Origin of the sequence: Priestia sp. J2 (assembly GCF_020790095.1) — a bacterium.
GTDB lineage: Bacteria > Bacillota > Bacilli > Bacillales > Bacillaceae_H > Priestia > Priestia zanthoxyli.
On the sequence record NZ_CP086208.1, the window covers coordinates 4,493,759 to 4,516,367 of the forward strand.

Annotated in this window: 24 protein-coding genes and 1 riboswitch; of the genes, 2 read left to right on the forward strand and 22 right to left on the reverse strand. The window is 38.4% G+C overall.

Translation table 11 applies throughout. The features are described from left to right. Nucleotides 1-8: 8 nt before the first annotated feature. The 8 genes from rph to LJY09_RS23315 form a co-directional block, all read right to left on the reverse strand. The gene (gene rph, locus LJY09_RS23280) at nt 9-755 is read right to left on the reverse strand and encodes a ribonuclease PH (protein WP_028411741.1); all 747 of its coding nucleotides are present in this window, start codon (nt 753-755) and stop codon (nt 9-11) included. A 134-nt stretch (nt 756-889) separates the two neighbouring features. Then, a complete protein-coding gene (locus LJY09_RS23285) occupies nt 890-1,975 on the reverse strand; it encodes a GerMN domain-containing protein (protein ID WP_028411742.1) in 1,086 nt (361 codons plus the stop codon). A gap of 113 nt (nt 1,976-2,088) precedes the next feature. Beyond that, entirely contained in the window at nt 2,089-2,883 is a 795-nt protein-coding gene (gene racE / locus LJY09_RS23290) for a glutamate racemase (RefSeq protein WP_028411743.1), read from the reverse strand. A 10-nt stretch (nt 2,884-2,893) separates the two neighbouring features. Further along, nucleotides 2,894-3,337, reverse strand: a complete 444-nt coding sequence (locus LJY09_RS23295) for a MarR family winged helix-turn-helix transcriptional regulator (RefSeq protein ID WP_013059382.1) — start codon at nt 3,335-3,337, stop codon at nt 2,894-2,896. A 186-nt stretch (nt 3,338-3,523) separates the two neighbouring features. Continuing rightward, nucleotides 3,524-4,138, reverse strand: coding sequence for a PH domain-containing protein (locus LJY09_RS23300; RefSeq protein ID WP_013059383.1), 615 nt, complete (start codon nt 4,136-4,138; stop codon nt 3,524-3,526). Between the two features lie 113 nt (nt 4,139-4,251). After that, on the reverse strand, nt 4,252-5,250 hold the full coding sequence (locus LJY09_RS23305) for an inorganic phosphate transporter (protein ID WP_013059384.1): 999 nt from the start codon (nt 5,248-5,250) through the stop codon (nt 4,252-4,254). A 15-nt stretch (nt 5,251-5,265) separates the two neighbouring features. Then, nucleotides 5,266-5,898 carry a DUF47 domain-containing protein gene (locus LJY09_RS23310; RefSeq protein WP_029711160.1) on the reverse strand — a complete coding sequence of 211 codons (633 nt, stop codon included), beginning with the start codon at nt 5,896-5,898 and terminating at the stop codon, nt 5,266-5,268. Nucleotides 5,899-6,340: 442 nt separating this feature from the next. After that, nucleotides 6,341-8,359, reverse strand: a complete 2,019-nt coding sequence (locus LJY09_RS23315) for a penicillin-binding transpeptidase domain-containing protein (protein WP_047749796.1) — start codon at nt 8,357-8,359, stop codon at nt 6,341-6,343. Nucleotides 8,360-8,597: 238 nt separating this feature from the next. Here LJY09_RS23315 and LJY09_RS23320 point away from each other — a divergent pair, with 238 nt between their 5' ends. Continuing rightward, complete coding sequence (locus LJY09_RS23320; RefSeq protein ID WP_013059387.1) at nt 8,598-8,804, forward strand: hypothetical protein; 207 nt, start codon at nt 8,598-8,600, stop codon at nt 8,802-8,804. Between the two features lie 66 nt (nt 8,805-8,870). Here the strand turns inward: LJY09_RS23320 and ssuD are convergent, their stop codons facing one another. The 13 genes from ssuD to LJY09_RS23385 form a co-directional block, all read right to left on the reverse strand. Further along, entirely contained in the window at nt 8,871-9,995 is a 1,125-nt protein-coding gene (ssuD, locus tag LJY09_RS23325) for an FMNH2-dependent alkanesulfonate monooxygenase (RefSeq protein ID WP_033579638.1), read from the reverse strand. Beyond that, nucleotides 9,992-10,546, reverse strand: coding sequence for an NADPH-dependent FMN reductase (gene ssuE / locus LJY09_RS23330; RefSeq protein WP_028411747.1), 555 nt, complete (start codon nt 10,544-10,546; stop codon nt 9,992-9,994). Before ssuE ends, ssuD begins: the two co-directional genes overlap by 4 nt. A gap of 69 nt (nt 10,547-10,615) precedes the next feature. Continuing rightward, a complete protein-coding gene (locus LJY09_RS23335; RefSeq protein WP_033579636.1) occupies nt 10,616-11,470 on the reverse strand; it encodes an ABC transporter permease in 855 nt (284 codons plus the stop codon). A gap of 10 nt (nt 11,471-11,480) precedes the next feature. Beyond that, the gene (locus LJY09_RS23340) at nt 11,481-12,467 is read right to left on the reverse strand and encodes an aliphatic sulfonate ABC transporter substrate-binding protein (protein ID WP_028411749.1); all 987 of its coding nucleotides are present in this window, start codon (nt 12,465-12,467) and stop codon (nt 11,481-11,483) included. Between the two features lie 33 nt (nt 12,468-12,500). Continuing rightward, nucleotides 12,501-13,298: an ABC transporter ATP-binding protein gene (locus tag LJY09_RS23345; protein ID WP_080754460.1), complete on the reverse strand. Its 798-nt coding sequence runs from the start codon at nt 13,296-13,298 to the stop codon at nt 12,501-12,503. Between the two features lie 133 nt (nt 13,299-13,431). Then, entirely contained in the window at nt 13,432-14,646 is a 1,215-nt protein-coding gene (locus tag LJY09_RS23350; RefSeq protein WP_028411751.1) for a cation:proton antiporter, read from the reverse strand. Continuing rightward, entirely contained in the window at nt 14,647-15,147 is a 501-nt protein-coding gene (locus tag LJY09_RS23355; protein ID WP_013085158.1) for a cation:proton antiporter regulatory subunit, read from the reverse strand. It lies immediately after the preceding gene. 148 nt (nt 15,148-15,295) lie between these two features. Then, nucleotides 15,296-15,622, reverse strand: a complete 327-nt coding sequence (locus LJY09_RS23360; RefSeq protein WP_028411752.1) for a hypothetical protein — start codon at nt 15,620-15,622, stop codon at nt 15,296-15,298. Between the two features lie 203 nt (nt 15,623-15,825). Further along, nucleotides 15,826-16,050, reverse strand: a complete 225-nt coding sequence (gene gerE, locus LJY09_RS23365; RefSeq protein WP_013059396.1) for a spore germination transcription factor GerE — start codon at nt 16,048-16,050, stop codon at nt 15,826-15,828. Between the two features lie 174 nt (nt 16,051-16,224). Then, nucleotides 16,225-16,674, reverse strand: a complete 450-nt coding sequence (locus LJY09_RS23370) for an acyl-CoA thioesterase (protein WP_028411753.1) — start codon at nt 16,672-16,674, stop codon at nt 16,225-16,227. Between the two features lie 63 nt (nt 16,675-16,737). Then, nucleotides 16,738-17,511 carry a succinate dehydrogenase iron-sulfur subunit gene (sdhB, locus tag LJY09_RS23375; RefSeq protein WP_013059398.1) on the reverse strand — a complete coding sequence of 258 codons (774 nt, stop codon included), beginning with the start codon at nt 17,509-17,511 and terminating at the stop codon, nt 16,738-16,740. Between the two features lie 3 nt (nt 17,512-17,514). Continuing rightward, nucleotides 17,515-19,302, reverse strand: a complete 1,788-nt coding sequence (gene sdhA, locus LJY09_RS23380; RefSeq protein WP_013059399.1) for a succinate dehydrogenase flavoprotein subunit — start codon at nt 19,300-19,302, stop codon at nt 17,515-17,517. Nucleotides 19,303-19,331: 29 nt separating this feature from the next. Next, nucleotides 19,332-19,940, reverse strand: coding sequence for a succinate dehydrogenase cytochrome b558 subunit (locus LJY09_RS23385; RefSeq protein WP_028411754.1), 609 nt, complete (start codon nt 19,938-19,940; stop codon nt 19,332-19,334). A 489-nt stretch (nt 19,941-20,429) separates the two neighbouring features. Here LJY09_RS23385 and LJY09_RS23390 point away from each other — a divergent pair, with 489 nt between their 5' ends. Next, nucleotides 20,430-20,957, forward strand: coding sequence for a YslB family protein (locus LJY09_RS23390; RefSeq protein WP_155010567.1), 528 nt, complete (start codon nt 20,430-20,432; stop codon nt 20,955-20,957). Between the two features lie 51 nt (nt 20,958-21,008). Here LJY09_RS23390 and LJY09_RS23395 read toward each other — a convergent pair whose 3' ends face one another. Then, a complete protein-coding gene (locus LJY09_RS23395; protein WP_028411756.1) occupies nt 21,009-22,241 on the reverse strand; it encodes an aspartate kinase in 1,233 nt (410 codons plus the stop codon). Nucleotides 22,242-22,382: 141 nt separating this feature from the next. Continuing rightward, a riboswitch (Lysine riboswitch) is annotated at nt 22,383-22,560 on the reverse strand. Nucleotides 22,561-22,609: the final 49 nt, after the last annotated feature.

The following is a 22,609-nucleotide window of genomic DNA, read 5'->3' on the forward strand; positions in this document are numbered from 1 at the left end:
TTAATCCCTTACCTTTCTTTAACCGGAATGTAAGCAGCCAGATGATCAAGAACTTTCTTTTGCTGTTCAATCAATTGATAAACACCCTTTTCCCCTAAATCCAGAAGATGGTTTAACTGTTCTCTCGAAAACGTCGATTCCTCTCCCGTTCCCTGTAATTCTACAAACTGTCCGCTTCCTGTCATCACAATATTCATGTCAACTTCCGCTGTCGAATCTTCTTCATAATTTAAATCTAAAATCGAATTTTCTCCATGGATACCTACTGAAGTCGCAGCTAAATAGTCACGAATAGGAATTTCTGTCAGCTTGTTCTCTTCAACCAGCTTTCCAAACGCTAAAACCATAGCCACAAATGCACCTGTAATCGATGCTGTTCTTGTTCCGCCATCTGCTTGAATAACATCACAATCAATCCAAATGGTCTTTTCTCCGACCTTTTCCAGGTCGACTACAGAACGAAGAGCTCGTCCGATCAGACGCTGAATTTCCATTGTTCGTCCTGTGACTTTACCTTTTGTTGATTCGCGTATATTTCTTTGTGCCGTAGCTCGAGGCAGCATAGAATATTCAGCTGTAATCCATCCTTTTCCTTGTCCACGCATAAAAGGAGGCACTCTGTCGTCTATGCTTGCTGTACAAATAACCTTTGTGTCTCCCACCGAGATTAATACAGATCCTTCTGGATGCTTTAAGTATGAAGTATGAAGAGATACAGGTCTCAATTCATTAAATTCCCTACCGTCCAAACGCATTAAGCATGTCCTCCTATTAATTCATTTATATGTAATAGCTTCTTCCATTTTAACTATAAAACAGCGGAAAGAGGTCGCTATTTCAGCAGACCTCTTTCTACTTAGTCCTTTACTAGTATAACAAAAATTTGTTTTTAAAAACTACCTGTGTTCACATTTTTAGGTCTTGAAACTGGCTCCGTTAGCTTTTTCCCTTTTTCATCTTTTAGCGTTTTTTTGCCATTCACCTTAATGGCAACGCTGTCTACGGCTTTTTGTTCCGTCAGCGATAACACCAAGGAGTCGAGAACATACTGAGAAATTTCCGTTCCTTTTAAATTTCCAAAGATGTTTTTATTAAAGTTCAGCGTTAACTGACCGTCCGCATACTTTGGAGCTGCTACGAGCTTTGCATCAGGATTAAAATCTGTCACTAAACCTGATGCAGGCGCAGGTCCTTCTACAAGCTCGTTCACAATTGCAGTGTACATATCTTTGTCATCAGAAGCAATTCGTTTTGTAACAGGAACATAGTAAGTTTGTTTGCCCTCTTGAGCTAAGTAATAGATCGTAACTGGCTTCGTTTGGGTTACGTCAACTACTCCAGTATTATCAAAGTTAATACCATCTACTCTGCTCAACCCTTTACTGATTGGTGTATGATTTACAGGCATCTCATCTTTATCATAGCCGTTAATGCGAATTTTAACTTTATTTACGCCTTCAAACTGCGTCAGCGTCCACGTTACGGCCTGCAGGATACGGAGTTCATCTTCTTTTTTATATTCAGCAAATTCAGGTGAAAAATCTGCTACCATCGTGCCGTCACTTTCCAGCTTTGTCCCTAAAACTCTTGTATCAGCAGGAAGAACCGCTCGGAAATTATTTGGCAATAAGTTTGTGACTGGTCCACCCTCTACTAAATATTCAAGAGACTGTTTAGCGACACCTTTTGATTTAGGAATTTCAAGCGTCTGGGGAACAACGTACCCGTTTTTATCAATTAAGTAAATTTCTCTTTTGGTAGGCGCAGATGTTTCTGCCGCTTTACTTTGTTTTTTATTAGCTTCCGTTACTTTCGCTTCAGTCGCTAATGATTTTTCATCTTTCACATAGGTGACATCCTTTGGCGGATCAATTTCCTTTGCTGCGTTATCCCCTCCGAAAAGTCCACAGCCGGATAACAACACAGATGTGGTCACCACGGCGGATATGAGAACAAATTTGGTCTTTTTGGACATTCCTTTCCCTCCTCAGACTGTTTGTACTACTATGTATACGAGCTTATTTGCATTTTAGACCAGCTCAAACAAGTTTTTGGCCACAAAAAAAACCGAGCTTAATATGCTCGGTTTTAAAGCTTGATATGCTCAACATTATATACAGGGTGCTCAAACCATTTAGATGCAATAGATTGAAACAGTTCTGTTGAGCCTGTTGTATAGAAGTAGTGTTCGGGCTCCATGCTTCTAGGAGCTAGTAAATTGCTATAAGAAAGAATGGCACTTACCTCTATTGCCGTTTCTTCACCAGAACTGATTAACTGAACTCGAGGCCCAATTGCTTCTTGAATAACTGGCTTTAATAACGGATAATGCGTACATCCTAAAATAAGGGTATCCATATCTGTATGATAAAAAGGTTTTAATGTTTCTTTTACAATTCGCTGCGCTTCCGGTCCTTCATAATTACCGCTCTCTACAAGAGGTACAAACAAAGGGCATGCTAAATTTTCCACTTCCACTCTCGTATGAAGAGCGCGGAGTGCATGTGTATAGGCTTGGCTTTTAACGGTTCCGTTTGTGCCGATTACGCCTATTTTATGATTTTTAGTTACTTTAAGCGCAGCTCGTGATCCTGGTTCAATGACGCCTATAACCGGAATATCGAGCTGTTCTTGAATTTCATCTAGTACAACTGCCGTAGCCGTGTTGCACGCAATAACAAGCATTTTAATATCTTTATCTACTAAATAATTAGTCATCTCCCATGTGAAAGCTCGTACTTCTTCACTGGGACGAGGACCGTATGGGCAGCGTGCTGTATCTCCAATGTACATAATTTGTTCTTTCGGAAGCTGTCTCATAATTTCCTTTGCTACCGTTAATCCGCCCACACCTGAATCTATAACACCAATTGGTCTACTCAAAACAATCGCCTCATTTTTCTTTCATTTCATCATGTAATTTTCGTAACGTTACTCGTAAAACTTCTGTTTCACTAGGAGAGAAGTTTGCCAGTACGCCATTTAAATACGTTTGTCGCTTTTCAATTACTTCTTCGATAACACGTGCTCCTTCAGGAAGCAAATGAATACGCACTACGCGGCGGTCTTTCGGATCTTTGACCCGAACCACCAACTTATTTTTTTCCATACGATCTACTAAATCTGTCGTTGTACTACAAGCGAGAAAAATCCGATTTGATAAATCGCCAATCGTCATATCTCCACGTTCAAACAGCCACTGCAAAGCAATAAACTGAGGTGGCGTAATCGTATAGTCTTCTAAAATTTCTCTTCCTTTTTGCTTCACAATAGCTGCAATATGTCGAAGTGACTTTTCTAATTCTGCCACTGTATCCTCATTATTTTTTGCTGTCATACCGTAATCCTTTCCACCTATAAGTCTTATTTTCTATTATTTCTTTCAGTTAAACCCGTCTCTATTGTTTCTCTTTTCTATTTTATATTGTGCTCTTTTTTCGGTGATTTTTCAAGGTTAACATGAGGATTCTACAACGTTCAGCATTAAAAAACAGCTGCTCCATAAAAGGAGCAGCTGTTTCTATTAATTATTGATATACAGCTCGAAAACTGAGCTGAAATCTTTTGTTGTGTAGGCTGTTTTTTTATCTAATAACCAAGAAAACGCGGCTTCGTTAATTTCTTTAAATTCACCAGCAACACTTCCACTTGTATTTCTTGTACTGCTTAGCGTAGAAGAAGCTAGCTGAATGCTTTGTTTAGCAAAATCGAGCGCAATTTCATTTTCACGCGTTATTTCAGACATTTTAAACAGCGCTTTATATAAATCTTTTACCTCTTCTATATGCTTTTTGTGTACATCGATAGAAAAAGTTTCCGAGCCAATTTTAAATTTAATTTCCACATCTAAATCGACAGTTCCAGCCGTTTCTAGCATTACGTTTGAAATGTGATTTGTGCTGTAGTTATAGCGGCGAAGCATTCGCTTTTTACTTGTAGCACTTGTTCCATCAAGGTGAATGAGCGCTTTATTGGTAAAGCAATATTCATCTGACTTTGATTTGATTAGAAAATAAATTTTTTCTTGTTCTTCATGCATAACGTAATCGTCTGCATCTACCTTGTCATAATCAACTGGCTTAATAACAGAACCAATATCACTTAGCCCCAATACATCAGCAGCTACTTTTCCAAACATTTCCCCATCTCCCTTTTAAAAACGATTGTGTTATTTTCATGCTTTAAGTGTACTGTGCAAATGAGGGGATGTAAATAAAAAAAGGAGCTTCTTTAAAAGAAGCTCCACATTTATTAAAACAACAAATTTAAAATCATATAGATAAGTGCAGCTAATGAAGCTGAAATTGGCAATGTGATAACCCATGTAATCACCATGCGCTGTGCAGTTCCCCATTTTACACCTTTCACTCGGTGAGCAGAACCTACACCTAAGATAGAAGATGAAATAACATGAGTAGTACTGACAGGTAGATGAATAAACGTTGCTCCAAAGATAATGGCAGCACCCGTTAAGTCCGCAGCTACTCCATTAACAGGACGAATTTTCATAATTTTACCGCCAACGGTTTTAATGATTTTCCATCCACCAATTGACGTTCCAAGCCCCATTGCAACCGCACAAGCCAGCTGTACCCACCACTGAATCTCAGTACCGCTTTGCATATTGTTAGCAATAAGCGCTAGCGTAATGATACCCATTGCTTTTTGCGCATCATTCGTACCGTGTGTGTAAGATTGTAGAGCTGCAGTCAGGATTTGAACGCGGCGAAAACGCTTATTCGTTTTCGTCAAGTTATGGTTTTTAAACGTTAGCTTGATAATCGTATAGACAATATAACCTACTACAAAGGCTAGAACTGGTGAAATTAGAAGGGCTTCGATGATTTTGATGAAACCTTTGTAATTTAAAGCACCAAATCCAGCAGCTGCAATAGCTGCTCCTGCAATCGATCCAATAATTGCATGAGAAGAACTACTCGGGATACCGAAATACCATGTGATTAGGTTCCACGCGATAGCAGAAATTAATGCTGCTAAAATAACGACAGAACCATTTTGAAGCGTATAAGGATCAACGATATCCTTTGTAATCGTTTTGGCTACGCCCGTAAACGTCATAGCCCCGACAAAGTTCATGGTTGCGGCTAAAAGAATTGCATGTCGCGGTTTTAAAGCTTTGGTTGAAACAGAAGTCGCAATGGCATTAGCTGTATCGTGAAAGCCGTTGATAAAGTCAAAACCAAGTGCACCAACTACAATTAGAATGGTTAATATTAGCATTGAATCCATTATACTATAGCCCCGTTACGCATTCTTCATAATAACTGATTCTAAGTTGTTCGCAACCGTTTGACAATAATCCGCGATTTCTTCTAGCGTTTCATAAATTTCTTTATATTGAATAACTTTAATTGGATCTTTACATGTTGCAAATAATTGTTTTAGTGCACGACGATATAATGTATCACAATGTGACTCATACTCTTTAATTTTAATTGCATGCTCACTAATTTGAAGAAGCTTTTTCTCAGACAACAAATTAATAGTAATTAAAATTTCTTCAGCACAGCCTTGAATATTTTTAACAAATTCAGCTACATATTCATCAAATGTCGTAATTGAATGAATTTCCATTAAAGCAGCAAAGCTATCGATGCCATCAAGTACATCATCCATGCTCATCGCTAGCTGTAAAATATCTTCACGCTCAATTGGAGTAATAAATGCTTTGTTCAACTCAGTAATCACTGTATGCACGTATTTATCACCTTTTGATTCATACGCTTTTAAAACGTTGGCAAATTCCTTTAGGTCAGATACATTTTGAAGTTCAAAGCTGCCTAAAAACTCCGCTGAGTCCTTAATATTTTGGGCAATGTCCATTAACATTTCAGAAAACTTGTCTTTTTTTCTTTTGATCACGTTGCAATCCTCCATCCAATTTATCGAAACTTTACCACTCGTTTTTTCTCTCTATCTTTTTATATGTGTTCTAGTTTCTTTTTTCATTTAAAGTAATGGATAAAACCTAGCTGTTCATTACTATAACGAGAGAAACCACCTCTCTTGTGTATCAAAAAATTCTAAAAAAACAAACGTTTACCAGAGCAAAAGTCCCAAAATGTGGTTCTTTCACCTATAGGTTATGCGATTCATTTTTTTACGCCAAGTCAAAAATTACTCCTATTATTGTTAATTGTCAATAACTTTTCAAACACATTTTTTCAGGCTTCTTTACAATACATTAACAATAATACGTTGATTCCTTTTAAAATAAGGGTTTTCAGAGTTTGTATAAAATTGGGATTTACAAAAACTTAACATTACTCCCCTTGTGTAAATAATAAAAGCCAGCTCTTTTAGAACTGGCTTTTATTATTTACTTATTATATTGCTGAAATACATTTTTTACTTTCGGCACGACGTAATGACTTCCGCCTTTATCCTCTACCCCTTCAACCATCATTGAAACGAGTAAGTTTTTCTGTTTTGTGTCCACAGCTACAAACCATCCGTTTTCCTGCCCTTTTTCACCTTGAGTTTTCTTTAGCTCTGCTGTTCCCGTTTTTCCAGCCAAGGTTAACCCATCTATCTTTGCTGCATGACCCGTACCGTTTTTATCTTCAATGACATCAACTAAATCATTTTGAATTAATTGCGCCGTTTCTTTAGATATTACTTGTTTTTTCCATATTCCACTCTCATCACCGTTCATAAGAATAGGCTTTACTATATTTCCATCGTTTACAATCGATGTATACATCAATGCCAAGTGGAGAGGATTCACTTGCAGTTTCCCCTGGCCATAGCCAGAGTTTGCTAATACTCCCTCATCTTTAATATCTTGATCACCTGCAATTTTAGACGTTTCAAAAGGATAATTAACAGGCAATTTTTGATTAAACCCAAACTGTTTTAAACCACTGTTAAATTTGTCTAAACCTAGCTTCAAAGCAGTCTGCGCAAAATAAATATTATCAGATGTAACATAAGCATCACGTAAATTAACATTCGGTTTGCTGCCCACTCGTGTTACGTAGAAATTTCCCCAGCTTTTATCTTTCTGCCATTTCTTCCCGCTGATTGATATACTTTCATTTGGATTTAGCACGTCTTCATCAACCGCTAAAGCTCCGGTGACTAACTTAAATGTAGATCCCGGAGAATACGTTTTGGTAAAACGATTCATTAACGGCTTATTAGGATTCGTTGAAAGGGATTGATACGTATTAGCATCGATTCCAAAAGAAAAAGAATTCGGATCAAAAGCTGGCGTGCTTACAAGACCTAATATTTCTCCCGTTTTAGGTTGAAGAGCAGTAGCTACTCCTTTTTCATCTTTTAACTGTTCATAAAGGGATTTTTGAACATTCGTGTCTACCGTAACCTGAATGCTTTCCCCGTCTTTTGGATTCACTTTTGCAATTTCATTCTTTTTATTACCATCTTTATCTACAGTATAAATCGTGACGCCGTCTCGAGCACGAAGCTTATCTTCATACAAAGACTCTAAGCCAATCATTCCAGCTTTAGACTGAGCATTATAACCTTCATCTTTATGCTCTTTTAAATATTCCGCTGTGACAGGCGCAACGTATCCAACTAAATGAGCACACGCTTCTTCACAAGGATATACGCGCGCATTTACCTTTTTTTGTTGAATGCCTTCTACTTTTTTCAAAGAATTCTCTAAATTAGAGGCGTCTTTTTGACTAACTGTTTTAATAGGAACAAATTGATTCTCTTTCACCCAAGAAGCGCTCAGTGCTTGATTAATACTTTTTTCCGAAAGAGCAAGAGTCTTGCTTAATTGTCGTATCGCTTGCTCGCCGCCTTTAGAAAACTGCTGGGGAACAACTCCAACTTGAATCGCTTCTCCGTTTTGAGCTAAATATTTCCCTGAACGATCCATAATTTCTCCACGCACAGCTGACTGAGTAGCTACTCTTACTTGCTCTCCTTGCTCAAGTCCTTTAAAAATCATATTAGGCTTCCAATTAATATACCAATTCTCTGTATCCCCTTGTTTTTCTTGAACCACAGCAGCATTTTCTTTAAATGAGATTTCACCGGCTACAGAGTTCATGTTTACTTCAAAAGGTAAAACAGCTTTATGGTCTTTTATTTCTAAGTCTTCTATTTTACTTGCCTTCACTTTAAGCTTGTCCGCTTCAATTGCATCATAGATATTTTTATATCGATTTACAAAGTCTTTTTCTGAAATCGTCTTTTTAGCATCTTTAGACAAGTATCCATACATACCTTCAAAATCTTCTTTATTCCACATGGCTACATATTTATCAAATCGATCCTGTGCTTTCTGTTGATCATTTGAGCAACCGGCAGTTATGAGTAAGAGAATTGCCATAGTAAAAAATAGCCACCCAATTCGTCTCATGATGATTTTCCCCCTTTTTTCAATACCATTTCTATCATATAAAATTTTACATAAACTTTCCATCAGAAAGTTACACCCAGGAATTAATTGGTATTACAACCCACTTGATTTACATATCGACAAAAAAATCAATAGGTAAATAAGAAAAAAATTGAACATTTTGTGAATATTTTGTGTCTTTTTTGGAAAGTATTTGATATAATAAGTGTAAGAAGAAAAAGAATAGGAGGCGACTAAAATGAGAAGATTCTTACAGTTTTACTTTATGTTTAGTTCTCTGTTCTGTTTTGGAAGCGTTTTCGTCCTACTTATGTCTCAAGAATATTATTTTGCACCGTTATTCCTCACACTGGGCTGTTTAAATATTTTTCTCTTTAAAGTATATATTCAAGAAAGTCGAAAAGATAAACAAGCTGCACCTGAAAAACCAAAACCAACAATTTAACGGACTCGTCTCTCGGCTGAGATGAATGTAAAAGAAGAACCGGTGAAAAATTCACCGGTTCTTCTTTTACGAGGTTGAAGCTTTTGGAAACCTATCGTTTGCAATAATCTCACCGATGCTTTCACTCTTTCCTTCACCCTCATCAATATTTAAAAGCGGGAACAATAACTCTCCTACGTGATAAGCTTCTTCTAAATGCGGATAGCCTGATAAAATAAAAGATTCAATTCCTAAAGCTTCATATTCTTTTATTCGTTTCGCTATATTTTCAGCACTGCCTACCAGGGCAGTTCCTGCACCTCCCCGGACGAGCCCCACACCTGCCCATAAGTTAGGGCTAATCGTAAGTTCCTCTCGGGTTCCTCTATGAAGGCTCGCCATTCGCTGCTGCCCAACTGAGTCATACCTTGCAAAAGTACGCTGTGCAGCTTGAATTGTGTCGTCGTCCAAATGCTGAATTAATCGATCGGCTGCTTCCCAAGCTTCTTCTTCCGTTTCCCGTACAATAATATGCAAACGAATCCCAAACTTAACGGTTCTGCCTTCTGCTTCTGCTTGCTTTCTCACAGCCGTTATTTTTTCTCTTACTTGTTCAGGAGGCTCTCCCCACGTTAAATACACGTCAGAATGTTTTGCTGCAACTTTTTGTCCTGCGGGTGAAGATCCGCCAAAATAAATAGGTGGAGAAGGTTTTTGAACAGGTGGATACAACAGCTCACTGTTCTCTACATGAATATGTTTTCCTTCATAATTAACCGTATCTCCAGCCAATAACCCTTTCCACACATCTAAAAATTCATCCGCAGCTTCATAACGTTCATCATGTGATAAGAAAAGGCCGTCTCCGGCTAATTCTGCTGGATCTCCTCCTGCTACTACGTTAACTAGTAAACGACCGTTTGAAATTCGATCAAGAGTCGAAGTCATGCGCGCTGCCACGGAAGGAGCCATAATGCCCGGACGTACAGCTACTAAAAATTTCAAACGCTCTGTTTCAGGTATAAGTGAAGCAGCCAATAGCCACGGGTCTTCGCATGATTTCCCCGTTGGAATCAGAACTCCTTCAAATCCTAACCGGTCAGCTGCTTGAGCAACTTGCCGAAAATATGAATAGTCTGCTGAACGACCTCCTCGATTTGTCCCTAGATATCTTCCATCTCCATGGGAAGGAATAAACCATAACATTTTCATGATTCAACACTCCTTTTCGTTTGTTCTAGATGATATTCAAGCTCTTTTAATGAACGTTTAATTCTCGCTTCTGCTTCTTCCGCAATAAACTCAATTTCATTTTCTTTCGTATAGGCCACCTCAGAATCAACAATATAAACTCCATGAATAAGAGCAGTAGCTCCTAAAACGGATAATGTCGGCTTAAATACATAATCAAGAGCCAGTAGATGAGCAATGGTTCCCCCTGTAGCTATCGGCAGCACGGTTTTATTGTGCAAACCTTTTTCAGGTATTAAATCTAAAAATGTTTTTAAGATTCCTGTGTAGCTAGCTTTATAGATTGGGCTGACAATAATAACGGCATCAGCATCTGCCACTTTCTTTTGAGCTTCTTGAATCGCAGGGCTAGAAAAGTTAGCATATAGTAAGTCTTCAGCTGGTAGATCGCGGACATGCACGGTTTTTACTTCATGTTTTTCATTTTGCAGATATGCTGCAATATACTCACTTAAAGCAGCTGACCTTGATTGTTTTGAAGGGCTTCCCGTAATAATTGTAAACTGACTCATTATCATCTCTCCTTTTAACTTATAAAACTTATAGATTTACAAGGATTAATAAGTATATAAATCCTTCTTTTATTTTTCACCTGCGTAGCTGTCTCTCCATTTAAGAAGACGCTTTTCTAATACTCGGACAAATGAATCAGTTAATTTGCCTACAACAGCAAAAATGATAATTCCGACAAAAACTACATCTGTTTGAGAAAACTGCCTAGCATCCATAATCATATATCCTACACCTTCACTTGCTCCCATTAATTCAGCTACTACCAGTCCGAGCCATGCAATACCTAAAGACAATCGGACACCAAGTAAAATATTAGGAAGAGCGGCTGGTAAAATGAGTTTCGTGATTTGTTTCCATTTACTAAATTGCAGAACACGCGCAACATCAAATAATTTCGAATCAACGCCGCGAATGCCTAAATACGTATTAACATAGATTGGAAAAAACGCACCGTTTGCAATTAGCAATATCTTTGAAATTTCCCCAAAGCCAAACCATAAGATAAATAAAGGAGCCAAGGCAAGGTGAGGAACAGTTCTAAGCATTTGAATGGATGGATCCATATAGTGCTCCGTTTTCTTTGAGAAACCGACAATAATACCAAATAGTAAACCTAGACCAGCTCCAACGGCAAAACCTATGGCAGCACGTAAAATACTGATTTGAAGATTAGCTCCGAGTTCTCCCGATACGATGAGCTGTTTGAAAGAAAGTACAATATCAACAGGTGTAGGAAGAACGGTTTTAGATACATAGCCTGCAGAACCAATGATTTGCCACACGACGATAAGCAAAATTGGCACGACGAGAGAACGAAGGAAAATTCCCTGCTTATTTTTCGCTTCTTCCTTTCTTTTTTTCACTTGTTGCAAGTGAGCTGCTGAAGACTGGACATGTCCTGAAACCACGGATGTTTTACTCATTTTCATCACCTCATTTTTCTTTTAATGCTTTTTCAATAAATGAATTATCAACGACATCTCCCGTATCAATTTTCTTTTTAATAACGCCTAAAGATTGTTGAAAATCAGCTGTTCGCTGTTGTTCTGCAATAATTTCTTTAGAGGTTGGGCGATTATAGGCAGGATTATTTTTTAACACTTGTCTTACTACGTCTTTATCTAGATTTTTTTGTTTTGCTAGAATATCCACAGATTCTTCAAAATGTTCGTTTTGCCATTCAAGTGCTTTTTGATAAACTTGTAAAAACTTAACGACTAACTCTGGATGATCTTTTGCAAAGCCTTCTCTTACAATAGTAAAGCCTGGTGAAGCAACCTTTAACGAATCGCCGTCTGCTAAAATACGAGCTTCATTTTTTAAGTTTTGCAGGGAGATAAACGGTTCCCAAATTGACCATGCATCCACTGACCCATTTTCAAATGCTGGCTGAGCTTCGTCTGGCTGAAGCTGAATAATCTTTACGTCACTTGGCTTTAACCCATTTTGATCAAGAGCTCTGTACAATAAGTTAAAACCGCTGCTGCCTTTGGCAACCGCAATCTTTTTACCTTTTAAATCTTTTACGCTTTTAATCTTGCTGTTTTTTCCTACTAAAATAGCATTTCCTTTTAATCCGTCGCTCGAATTAGCAATTTCTAAAAATGGAATATCTGCCCCTTGACCAGAAATAACCGGTGAGTTTCCAACTTGGCCGAAATCCAAGTGTCCAGATGCTAACCCTTCAAATTGCGGAGGACCGCTTTGAAACTCTGTCCATTTAACGTTTACACCTATTTTTTTAAATTCTTTTTCAAACCATTTTTGGTTTTGTGCCAGCATTAAAGGTCCTAGGCTTTGTTGAATGCCAATATTGATCGTAACGTTTTTCGAATCTTCGCCGCTCGCTTTTTCTTTCGTCCCGCACCCAGCCAATGCGAGAACAAGTACAATAGCTGCAGTTAAAAGTAGCTTTTTCATCTGTTCTGTCTCCTTCTCTGTCTGATTGAATCTTTAATGTTCTCCTGCTTCTTCAAATTCTTTCAGCACTTGCTGCCTTAGCTGCTGAAAAGGTAGTTCTGTCTTTTTTCGCGGATGACTAATTTCTACTGGAACAACCCGACTAATTTCTCCTGGTCTGGCACTCATAATCACAATTTTAGTTCCTAAGTAAATGGATTCATCTAAATCGTGGGTAACAAAAATCATGGTTGTTTTTTCTTTTTTCCATATGTCTAACAGCACATCTTGCAGATGAGTGCGAGTAAAAGCATCCAACGCACCAAACGGTTCATCTAACAATAAAACCTCTGGATTTCTTAAAAGAGCACGCGCAATCGCAACTCGTTGAGACATCCCCCCAGATAGTTCTCGAGGATAAGCTTTTTCAAATCCTTTCAGCCTGACAATATCAATTAGCTCATCTACGCGGCGCCGAACGTTCGAATCTTTCAGCGATAAGTCAGCCGCTATATTTTGCTCCACATTAAGCCACGGGAACAAGCGGTGTTCTTGAAAGATCATTCCTTGTTTAATGCTAGGTCCGGCTATGTGCTTCCCGTTGATTTCAATGCGCCCTTCATAATCTATATCAAGTCCAGCGATCATTTTAAGCAGCGTACTTTTTCCGCATCCGCTCGGACCAATAATGGTAATAAATTCACCTTTATTAATCGTAAGATTTACATTTCGCAATGCTTGAGTTACTTGTTCTCCTTTTTGAAATGAGCGGTTAACCGATTGAATCACGACACTCACAGCAATTCCTCCTCCTTGAATTTTTAAATCAAAAGCTATTTCACCTAAAAACATAAAAGCTCCTACCTAAAAAAGGTAGGAGCTTTCGGTTGACCGATCAGCCCGTTGCTATAGTTAACTGATTTGTTATTGGATTATTTTGAATTTTATCATATTAATCCGATTTGTCAACTGTGTTTTATATATTTTATCCATTAGATTCTTGAGGATTTGGTTTTTTCCATTTAAATATTGAGTTTAAAAATCCGTATATATGCTTAGACTCCTTCGTTAACAAAGGACCAATAATAGCTAAAATCAATACATAAAGCGCAGCGAATGGCTGAAGGATGGCCGATAATCCTCCTTCAATTCCGATGTTAGCCATAATGATTGAAAACTCACCTCGTGACATGATTGTTAATCCAATATTGGTAGAAGCCTTGTGTGACAGCCCGCTTTTTCTTCCTGAAATCATACCGGCTGTAAAGTTACCAATAATCGTAAGCGCAACTGCTCCAAGGGCAAGCCAGCCTGCATCCCAGAGCGTGAGAGGATCAATACTTAATCCGAAGCTGAAGAAAAAGATGGCTCCAAAGAAATCACGAAACGGTACGACAAGATGTTCAATCCGATCGCGATGTTCTGTTTCAGAAAATACAAGCCCAAGCAATAATGCTCCAATTGCTTCTGCCACGTGAATTGTTTCTGAGAAGCCTGCCACAAAAAACAATACCGCAAAAACGACGATTATAAAGATTTCATTCGATGAAATATTTAAAAGTTTATTTAGTAGAGGCGTAGCTTTTCGAGCAATGATAAAGAACAGCATCATATAGCCAAACGCAATTAAAATAGATGTTAAAGATCCAGCAAGCGATCCGTGGTCTCCAAGCACCAACCCTGAAACGACAGAAAGATAAACCGCTAAGAAAATATCTTCAAACATGATGATCCCTAATATCAATTCCGTTTCTGGATTTGCCGTTCGTTTTAAATCAACCAATACTTTTGCGACAATTGCGCTGGACGAAATCGTAATAATTCCAGCGATAATCAGCACTTCAAGAAGAGGATTTCCTGTCAGGTATCCATACAATAATCCTAAGGTAAAGTTAATTAAAATATAAATAGATCCTCCCACCGCGATGGACTTACCTGATTTAATTAACTTTCCAACTGAAAATTCTAACCCTAAATAAAAGAGTAAAAAGAGAACTCCAATTCTCCCCATAAATTCAATAATCTCTTGGCTTTCAATAAACTTTAAACTGAATGAGCCAAACTCAGGAGCATGGGGACCAACCGCCATGCCCAGCAGAATGAGGAATGGAATAATCGTAAATTTAAATTTATGTGCTAGTATAGCCGCTAAAGCGACTAGTAACAAAGCTGTCCCAACTTCAAATACTAAATGATCCAATTATGAACTACCTCCTTGTGAAAGCAATTCTTTAATGAGCGTTTTTAAATTTCCTCTTTCACCAGAGATGACAAGCGTATCTCCTTCTTCAATTAACGTATCTGGTCCTGGGGTGGATAATTTTTTTTGCGTGTTTTTAATGACAGCGATGATTGTGACATCATAGTTGCTGCGAACGTCAATTTCGCCAATTGTTTTACTGTGAGCTTTGGCCTGTTTTTCAACTTTGTACCATTCAATCACTAAGTCATTGAATGCCACTTCAATGGTTTCCATTGCTTTTGGCTTGTAAATCATGCCGCCTAAAATTGCAGCTAGCTGTCTTGATTCCGTATCTGTTAACGTAATGTCAAAAATGCTTTCTTCTAAATCTTTTTGATCGAAGTGGTAGATTTCGCGTCGTCCATCATCATGAATAATAACGACCACACGGTTTCCTCCGCTTGTCTCAATTTCAAATTTACGGCCGATTCCTGGTAATTCCGTTTCTTTAATCATCATTGAATGATCACTCCTATAAAGTTTTTAAGAAGAATATTAAATTTTCATTGCATTATTTGTATAGAAAATCCCCATGACAAATAAGCCTAAGAATAGTAGGTAATTTTAGGTTTGAAGAAAAGGCTGCTGAAATTTCAACCTTTTTTATTTAATTGAGGTAACTTGATTGAAAGATTTTTGGATAAAAAAGTGTTTTCTTGAGGAAAAAATACGCAATTTGATGCGTCGGAATGATGAGCTTGGTACTCACCCATACTAAAGCAAAAGTTACTATCACACTTTGTATTAGAGATCCTATTTGTTTGACGCTGTGCTTAGCTCCTGGAGACATGTGCACGATATCCGTGTAATGCTGTACCGAACTTTTTGTGACCTTTACTTTTTCAAAGTCATTATCAATAAATTTATCTGGCAAACTCGCAAAAGGCAAGCAGAATATCATGCATAATAATACCCCTAACCATACATTTTTCATCATCTCACCTCTCTTTCTTTTGAAGTAGTATCTCCTTACTTAAAAGTATACGTACTCTGAAATTCAATTTCAAGCAATAAGTTTCTTTTATAAAGATTTACCTTTTTTATAATATTTTCTTAATGATATTCTTTTTAGATACATATGCGATACTTAAAAAAATATACAAAAAGCTGGCTTTCTAAAAAGAAAGCCAGCTCATGTTATAGTTCAAGTTCTCCCATTCGAAGGAGTTCTACGACTGCTTGAGAACGCCCCTTGACTCCAAGCTTTTGCATCGCATTAGAAATATGATTTCGAACTGTTTTTTCGCTAATGAATAGTTCACTCGCGATTTCTTTTGTTGTTTTGTCCTGTACTAAAAGCTCGAATACTTCTCGTTCACGCTTTGTAAGTAGCGGTTTAGGTTGAAACTCTTTTTCTTTCAATGTAACCCTCCTTGCCTGATCCTGAGTTGAACTATCGGATGGGTGTAAATTTAGTCAACATATCTTATGTGCGGTATGCCTACGCGGTTACTAGTTTTAGAAAAAATATGCAAAAAACTCTTTTTTACCTTTGAAAAAGAAAAAAAGCCTGAAGAAAGAGCCTTCAAGCCATTTTTATATAGTCGATAAACACCTTTTCATCTCTTCATTCCAAGGCACGCTTTTTCCTGTTTCTTTAGAAATTTGCACCATTGTTCCTCTCCCCGTGAGTACAACCTCTCCTTGCTCATTTTGAATCATATAGTGTAAATCAACCGAAGAACGTCCGATTTTATGGGCCTTTACAAAAACAGCTAGCACGTTGCCAAAATACACTTGTTTGACATAGTCGCACTGCAAATCAGCCACCACCGGTATCGTTCCCTCATACTCACTCGTCCACTTTTGCATAAAGCCAATATGGTGAAAGAATTCCGTACGTATTTGTTCAAAATAAACAAAAGGAACCGTATTATTTAAGTGCCCAAACATATCTGTTTCCGAAAATCTTACCTTGATTTTCTGCTTAAACGAAAATGACTCTTTCCAGTGATCCATGTCTTCAATATACGAAATATTATTCATCTGTATTTCCTCCGTTCGTCATAGACAAAATAAAACCTCTCCACGTGGAGAGGTTTTGAGTGGTTATACTTGATCGCTACCAAAGAAACTTCTGAATGCTTGAATTGTTGTGTCGCGGTTCAAAGCTGCGATTGAAGTAGTCAATGGAATTCCTTTTGGACATGATTGAACGCAGTTTTGAGAGTTCCCGCAGTTCGCTAGCCCTCCATCACCCATAATCGTCTCTAAACGTTCTCCTTTATTTAACGCACCGGTTGGATGGGCATTAAACAAGCGAACTTGAGAAAGCGGTGCTGGACCGATGAAGTTTGACTTGTCGTTTACGTTTGGACAAGCTTCTAAGCAAACGCCGCATGTCATACACTTGGATAACTCATACGCCCACTGACGTTTCTTTTCAGGCATACGCGGTCCTGGTCCTAAATCGTATGTGCCATCGATCGGAACCCAGGCTTTTACTTTTTTCAGTGAATCAAACATACGGCTGCGGTCTACCTGCAAGTCACGAACAACAGGGAATGTTTTCATTGGCTGCAAGCGAATCGGCTGTTCTAGTTTATCAACAAGAGCTGTACATGACTGACGAGGTTTACCGTTGATAACCATTGAACAGGCTCCGCATACTTCCTCTAAACAGTTCATTTCCCAGTTTATCGGAGCAACCTCTTTACCTGAAGCATCAACAGGGTTACGTCTGATTTCCATCAGTGCTGAAATAACGTTCATATTCGGACGATACGGAATTTCAAACTCCTGATTGTAAGGAGCAGATTCAGCTGAATCTTGACGTGTAATAATGAAGCGCACTGTCTTTTGGACTGTTTGTTGTTCACTCATTGATTAACGAACCCCCTCTTGTTGTTTTTTTGGTTTTTCATCTTTTTTCTTTGTGTAGTCGCGCTTACGCGGTTTGATTAACGATACGTCTACCTCTTCATAATGGAAAGAAGGAGCCGTTTTCTTATCAACGAAAGATGCCATTGTTGTTTTTAAGAATTCTTCATCGTTACGATCTGGGAAATCCGGCTTATAATGAGCACCGCGACTTTCGTTACGGTTGTAAGCTCCAAGCGTTACAACACGTGAAAGCTGGAGCATGTTTTGAAGCTGACGAGTAAATGTTGCCGCTTGATTACTCCATTTAGCCGTGTCATTAATGTTAATACGATCATAGCGTTCAATTAATTCTTGAATCTTTTCATCTGTTTTTAACAGTTTGTCATTGTATCGTACGACTGTCACGTTGTCAGTCATCCATTCCCCTAGCTCTTTATGAAGAACGTATGCATTTTCTGTACCTTGAAGATTCATGATATTGTTCCATTTCTCTTCTTCTTCTTTCACATGACGATCATATACGCTTGAAGAAATAGCATCTGCGCTCTTTTCTAAACCATTGATGTATTCAACGGCTTTAGGACCAGCAACCATACCGCCATAAATAGCTGACAATAATGAGTTTGCTCCTAAACGGTTCGCTCCGTGCTGCGAATAATCACACTCACCAGCTGCGAACAAGCCAGGGATATTTGTCATTTGATCGTAATCCACCCATAAACCGCCCATTGAATAGTGTACGGCTGGGAAAATCTTCATTGGTACTTTGCGCGGATCATCGCCCATGAATTTTTCATAGATTTCGATGATACCTCCAAGTTTAATGTCTAGCTCTTTTGGATCTTTATGTGAAAGGTCCAGATAAACCATGTTCTCTCCGTTAATTCCTAACTTCTGCGCTACGCAGACGTCAAAAATTTCACGAGTTGCAATATCACGAGGTACTAAGTTACCGTATGCCGGATATTTTTCCTCTAAGAAATACCAAGGTTTACCGTCTTTATATGTCCAAACGCGTCCGCCTTCTCCACGAGCAGATTCACTCATAAGACGAAGCTTATCATCTCCCGGGATAGCAGTTGGATGAATTTGAATAAACTCTCCGTTTGAATAGTATGCACCTTGCTGATACACGATAGATGCCGCTGAACCTGTATTAATAACTGAGTTCGTCGATTTTCCAAAGACAATACCAGGTCCACCTGTAGCCATAATAACCGCATCAGCTGGGAACGTTTTAATTTCCATTGATTTTAAATTCTGTGCAGAAATTCCGCGACAGCTGCGCTCATCATCAAGAACAGCACCTAAGAATTCCCATCCTTCGTACTTTGTCACAAGTCCGGCAACTTCATAGCGACGAACCTGCTCATCTAATGCGTACAATAACTGTTGACCCGTTGTTGCTCCAGCAAAAGCCGTACGGTGATGCTGCGTTCCGCCAAATCGTCTGAAGTCTAACAAACCCTCAGGAGTACGGTTAAACATAACACCCATACGGTCAAGTAAGTGAATAATACCAGGAGCTGCTTCACACATTGCTTTTACAGGTGGCTGGTTGGCTAAAAAGTCTCCGCCATACACTGTGTCATCAAAGTGTTCCCATGGTGAATCTCCTTCACCTTTCGTATTTACGGCTCCGTTGATTCCACCTTGCGCGCAAACTGAGTGAGATCTTTTTACCGGAACTAGTGAAAATAAATCTACTTGCTTGCCAGACTCAGCAATTTTTATTGTTGCCATCAAGCCAGCTAAACCGCCACCGACTACGATGATTTTTCCGTTACTCATCGGAACCCCACTCCTTCAAAACCTTAATTTTATGCAAATGCGAATAATGTACGAACACCTACGAATGTAAGTGCTAAGAAGATTGCTAATGTCACATAAGTTGAAATTCTTTGAGAACGTGGTGTTACAGTTAACCCCCAGCTAACTCCAAATGACCATAGACCGTTTGCAAAGTGGAAGATTGTAGATACAACACCAACTATGTAGAATGCAAACATTGCTGGGTTGCTTAAAATTCGTTCCATCATTTGAAAATCTACTTCTTTTCCAAGCGCAGCTTGTATTCTGGTTTCCCATACGTGCCATGTGATGAAGATAAGTGTGATTACACCTGAAACACGCTGAAGGATAAACATCCAGTTACGGAAAAATCCATAGTTGTTAACGTTTGTTTTAGCAGTGAATGCGATGTAAAGACCGTATATTGCGTGAAAAACGATTGGTAAGAAAATAATGAAAATTTCTAGAGCATAGCGGAAAGGTAAGCTCTCCATGAAGTGAGCTGCTTGATTAAATGATTCTTCTCCCTTTGTCGCGAAATGATTCACAACTAAATGCTGTGTTAAGAAAATCCCGATTGGTATTACTCCAAGTAGTGAATGGATTCTCCGATATTGAAACTCTCTGTTTGCCGCCATCTGCGTAGACCCCCCTTAGTTAAATGAACATAGTTTGTGAAGAACTTTCTTACTCCCACTAGACAAATAGATTAATCGTGAATACAGGAAATGAAAACCTTTGCATTTCCTAATAAAGTATGTGACAGGTTAATTTTACTCCCATCGATTAAGAGCGTCAAGGCAAGATGTTTAAATCTTCTATAAAATATAAATTTATAAAATTTTATATTTGTTAACGCTTACTACATTGATGTTAAAGATTTTTTCTTTCTATTATAATATCGCTTGCCACAGTTAAGTAAGCGTTTACTTTATACTTTTATTGTAAACAAGTTCACAAAACATTTACACAGGTAAAAGTACCCTTTTAAAAGTAATTTTATGGATTTTTTATCTTTACATCTAACTCTTTTTACCATAATAAAGATCCTCTTACATTTTATTAAAAAAATGCGTGAGAGGTTTTTTAGATTTGTATATAATAGTAGTAAAGAAAGAGGGGAAAGCATGAGCAATTTACAAACAGAATCACAGCAAGAACTTGAAGAGACGATGGAAACATTAGAACCTAATGCCGCAGCTGAAACAGAGAGAGCTCCTGATCACGTTCCATATTTTGGATACAGTCTTTTGCGTGACGTGTTGATTCCAGAGCTTCTTGGAGACGAAACGAATACCATCTCATACTGGGCAGGAAAACACCTTGCGCGTAAATATCCATTAAATACAATGGATGAAATCGTCGCTTTTTTTAAAGCAGCTTCCTGGGGAACACTGACGCTTGCCAAAAAAGATAAATATTCACTAGAGCTTGAGTTATCAGGTGATGTGGTCAGCAAAAGATTTCAGCAGGAAACTTGTTCATTTCATCTTGAGTCAGGATTTGTGGCTGAACAGATTCAGCGTCAAAACAACTGCCTAACAGAAGCCTACTTAACACCTAAAGAAAAGAACGGAAAAGTGCTGATTTCCGTGCAGTGGGACCGAAAAGATATCTTACCTACCGAAACCCGTGCGGAGCGTTATAAAAAGTAAGAAATACGTATATATAAAAGACGTGGAGATACCACGTCTTTTTTCTTTTCTTTATACTTGCACTGCCTGCTGCTCTTCTAATTCAAATGCTACGTGAAGCGTCTCAACAGCTTTTACCATATCAGCATGCGGTACAACTGTAGATACTTTAATTTCAGACGTGCTGACCATCTTCACTTCAATTTTCTCTCCTGCCAGCACTTCAAACATTTCGGCTGCAACACCTGGATTAGAAATCATGCCAGATCCCACAATCGATACTTTAGCCAGACCGCTTTCATGTTCAATACGCGTATACCCCAAAGTAGATTTATACTCTTTTAAGACGGCAAGAGCAGCTTCTACGTCTACAGTTTTAATAGAAAATGAGATAGAGAGGCGATTATTAGCCGTTACGTTTTGAATAATAATATCCACGTTTAACTGTTCTTTTGCTAATGCTGTAAAAATAGTAGAAAGAGTTTGTAACTCGTTGTTTAACCCTTCAATTGTCACCCGTGAAATATTATCTTCAAACGCAATTCCTCTTACGACTAAGTTTTGTTCCATTGAAACTTCCTCCTCAACAATCGTTCCATTCTCGTTTTCTAAGCTTGAACGCACTTCTAGCGGTACCTGATAATTTTTTGCAAACTCAACAGCGCGCGGATGCAGCACCCCTGCTCCTAAATTGGCTAATTCTAACATTTCGTCATATGAAATAGAATGAAGTTTACGAGCATCTTCTACGTAGCGCGGATCCGTCGTAAACACTCCTGTTACGTCTGTATAAATATCACATTTTGCAGCTTTTAGTGCCGCGGCAAGAGCTACTGCCGTCGTGTCAGAGCCGCCTCGACCTAATGTTGTAATGCTTCCATCTTCTGAACAGCCTTGGAATCCAGCTACTACTACGATTCGACCTCTATCTAATTGGCTTTGAATACGAGTCGTGTCAATGTGCTGGATTCGTGCATTGCTGTGAACTGCTTCCGTCTGGATACCAGCTTGCCAACCTGTTAGCGAAGTGGCTTCATGACCTTTGAATTGAAGAGCCATTGTTAACAGGGAAATCGTTACTTGTTCTCCAGTTGTAAGAAGCATATCCATTTCGCGTTTACTTGGACTGTCCGTAATATCACTTGCTAATTTCACCAGTGCATCTGTGGTTTTGCCCATTGCCGATACAACAACTACTACTTGGTTACCGCGCTCTGCTTCTTGAATAACACGGTTTGCTACATGTTGAATACGTTCAACAGAACCAACAGATGTTCCACCAAATTTTTGAACGATTAATGCCATAATTTTGTTCATTCCTTTTCAATAAATTTGCATATGCAGGATGATGAGAAGCTAAATTTTTTTACTCAGACAATAAAAAAAGCAATGAGATGAGCTCTCATTGCTTAACGAACGAAAATTATAAAACATAACCGTCCACTGCCGTGAGATAGCTCTCCAAGAATCTACATCTTGACAATCCTACGTTTATTCAACGCAGAACCAGCAATCATTACTATGAGGTAATGTTCACTTCGGCAAATTTCCCTTTCCGCATCGTTCATAAGGGCTCATACCCTTCCTGATGCGTACTGATTAAATTTGCACCTCTATCTTCACTTCATTTGATGAAGTGTCGTATGAAATTAGTTAATAGCTTATCAAATATT

What these genes read in the sequence shown, in the direction of transcription:
- ssuE (WP_028411747.1), bottom strand. Translation starts at nt 10,546, where the DNA reads ATGAGTCAGTTTACAATTATTACGGGAAGCCCTTCAAAACAATCAAGG.
- LJY09_RS23310 (WP_029711160.1), bottom strand. Translation starts at nt 5,898, where the DNA reads ATGGAGGATTGCAACGTGATCAAAAGAAAAAAAGACAAGTTTTCTGAA.
- LJY09_RS23345 (WP_080754460.1), bottom strand. Translation starts at nt 13,298, where the DNA reads ATGTTTTTAGGTGAAATAGCTTTTGATTTAAAAATTCAAGGAGGAGGA.
- sdhA (WP_013059399.1), bottom strand. Translation starts at nt 19,302, where the DNA reads ATGAGTAACGGAAAAATCATCGTAGTCGGTGGCGGTTTAGCTGGCTTG.
- sdhB (WP_013059398.1), bottom strand. Translation starts at nt 17,511, where the DNA reads ATGAGTGAACAACAAACAGTCCAAAAGACAGTGCGCTTCATTATTACA.
- LJY09_RS23390 (WP_155010567.1), top strand. Translation starts at nt 20,430, where the DNA reads ATGAGCAATTTACAAACAGAATCACAGCAAGAACTTGAAGAGACGATG.
- LJY09_RS23320 (WP_013059387.1), top strand. Translation starts at nt 8,598, where the DNA reads ATGAGAAGATTCTTACAGTTTTACTTTATGTTTAGTTCTCTGTTCTGT.
- ssuD (WP_033579638.1), bottom strand. Translation starts at nt 9,995, where the DNA reads ATGAAAATGTTATGGTTTATTCCTTCCCATGGAGATGGAAGATATCTA.
- LJY09_RS23385 (WP_028411754.1), bottom strand. Translation starts at nt 19,940, where the DNA reads ATGGCGGCAAACAGAGAGTTTCAATATCGGAGAATCCATTCACTACTT.
- LJY09_RS23370 (WP_028411753.1), bottom strand. Translation starts at nt 16,674, where the DNA reads ATGAATAATATTTCGTATATTGAAGACATGGATCACTGGAAAGAGTCA.
- LJY09_RS23335 (WP_033579636.1), bottom strand. Translation starts at nt 11,470, where the DNA reads ATGAGTAAAACATCCGTGGTTTCAGGACATGTCCAGTCTTCAGCAGCT.
- LJY09_RS23360 (WP_028411752.1), bottom strand. Translation starts at nt 15,622, where the DNA reads ATGAAAAATGTATGGTTAGGGGTATTATTATGCATGATATTCTGCTTG.
- LJY09_RS23305 (WP_013059384.1), bottom strand. Translation starts at nt 5,250, where the DNA reads ATGGATTCAATGCTAATATTAACCATTCTAATTGTAGTTGGTGCACTT.
- LJY09_RS23295 (WP_013059382.1), bottom strand. Translation starts at nt 3,337, where the DNA reads ATGACAGCAAAAAATAATGAGGATACAGTGGCAGAATTAGAAAAGTCA.
- LJY09_RS23300 (WP_013059383.1), bottom strand. Translation starts at nt 4,138, where the DNA reads ATGTTTGGAAAAGTAGCTGCTGATGTATTGGGGCTAAGTGATATTGGT.
- LJY09_RS23315 (WP_047749796.1), bottom strand. Translation starts at nt 8,359, where the DNA reads ATGAGACGAATTGGGTGGCTATTTTTTACTATGGCAATTCTCTTACTC.
- LJY09_RS23285 (WP_028411742.1), bottom strand. Translation starts at nt 1,975, where the DNA reads ATGTCCAAAAAGACCAAATTTGTTCTCATATCCGCCGTGGTGACCACA.
- LJY09_RS23340 (WP_028411749.1), bottom strand. Translation starts at nt 12,467, where the DNA reads ATGAAAAAGCTACTTTTAACTGCAGCTATTGTACTTGTTCTCGCATTG.
- LJY09_RS23355 (WP_013085158.1), bottom strand. Translation starts at nt 15,147, where the DNA reads ATGATGATTAAAGAAACGGAATTACCAGGAATCGGCCGTAAATTTGAA.
- rph (WP_028411741.1), bottom strand. Translation starts at nt 755, where the DNA reads ATGCGTTTGGACGGTAGGGAATTTAATGAATTGAGACCTGTATCTCTT.
- LJY09_RS23395 (WP_028411756.1), bottom strand. Translation starts at nt 22,241, where the DNA reads ATGGCATTAATCGTTCAAAAATTTGGTGGAACATCTGTTGGTTCTGTT.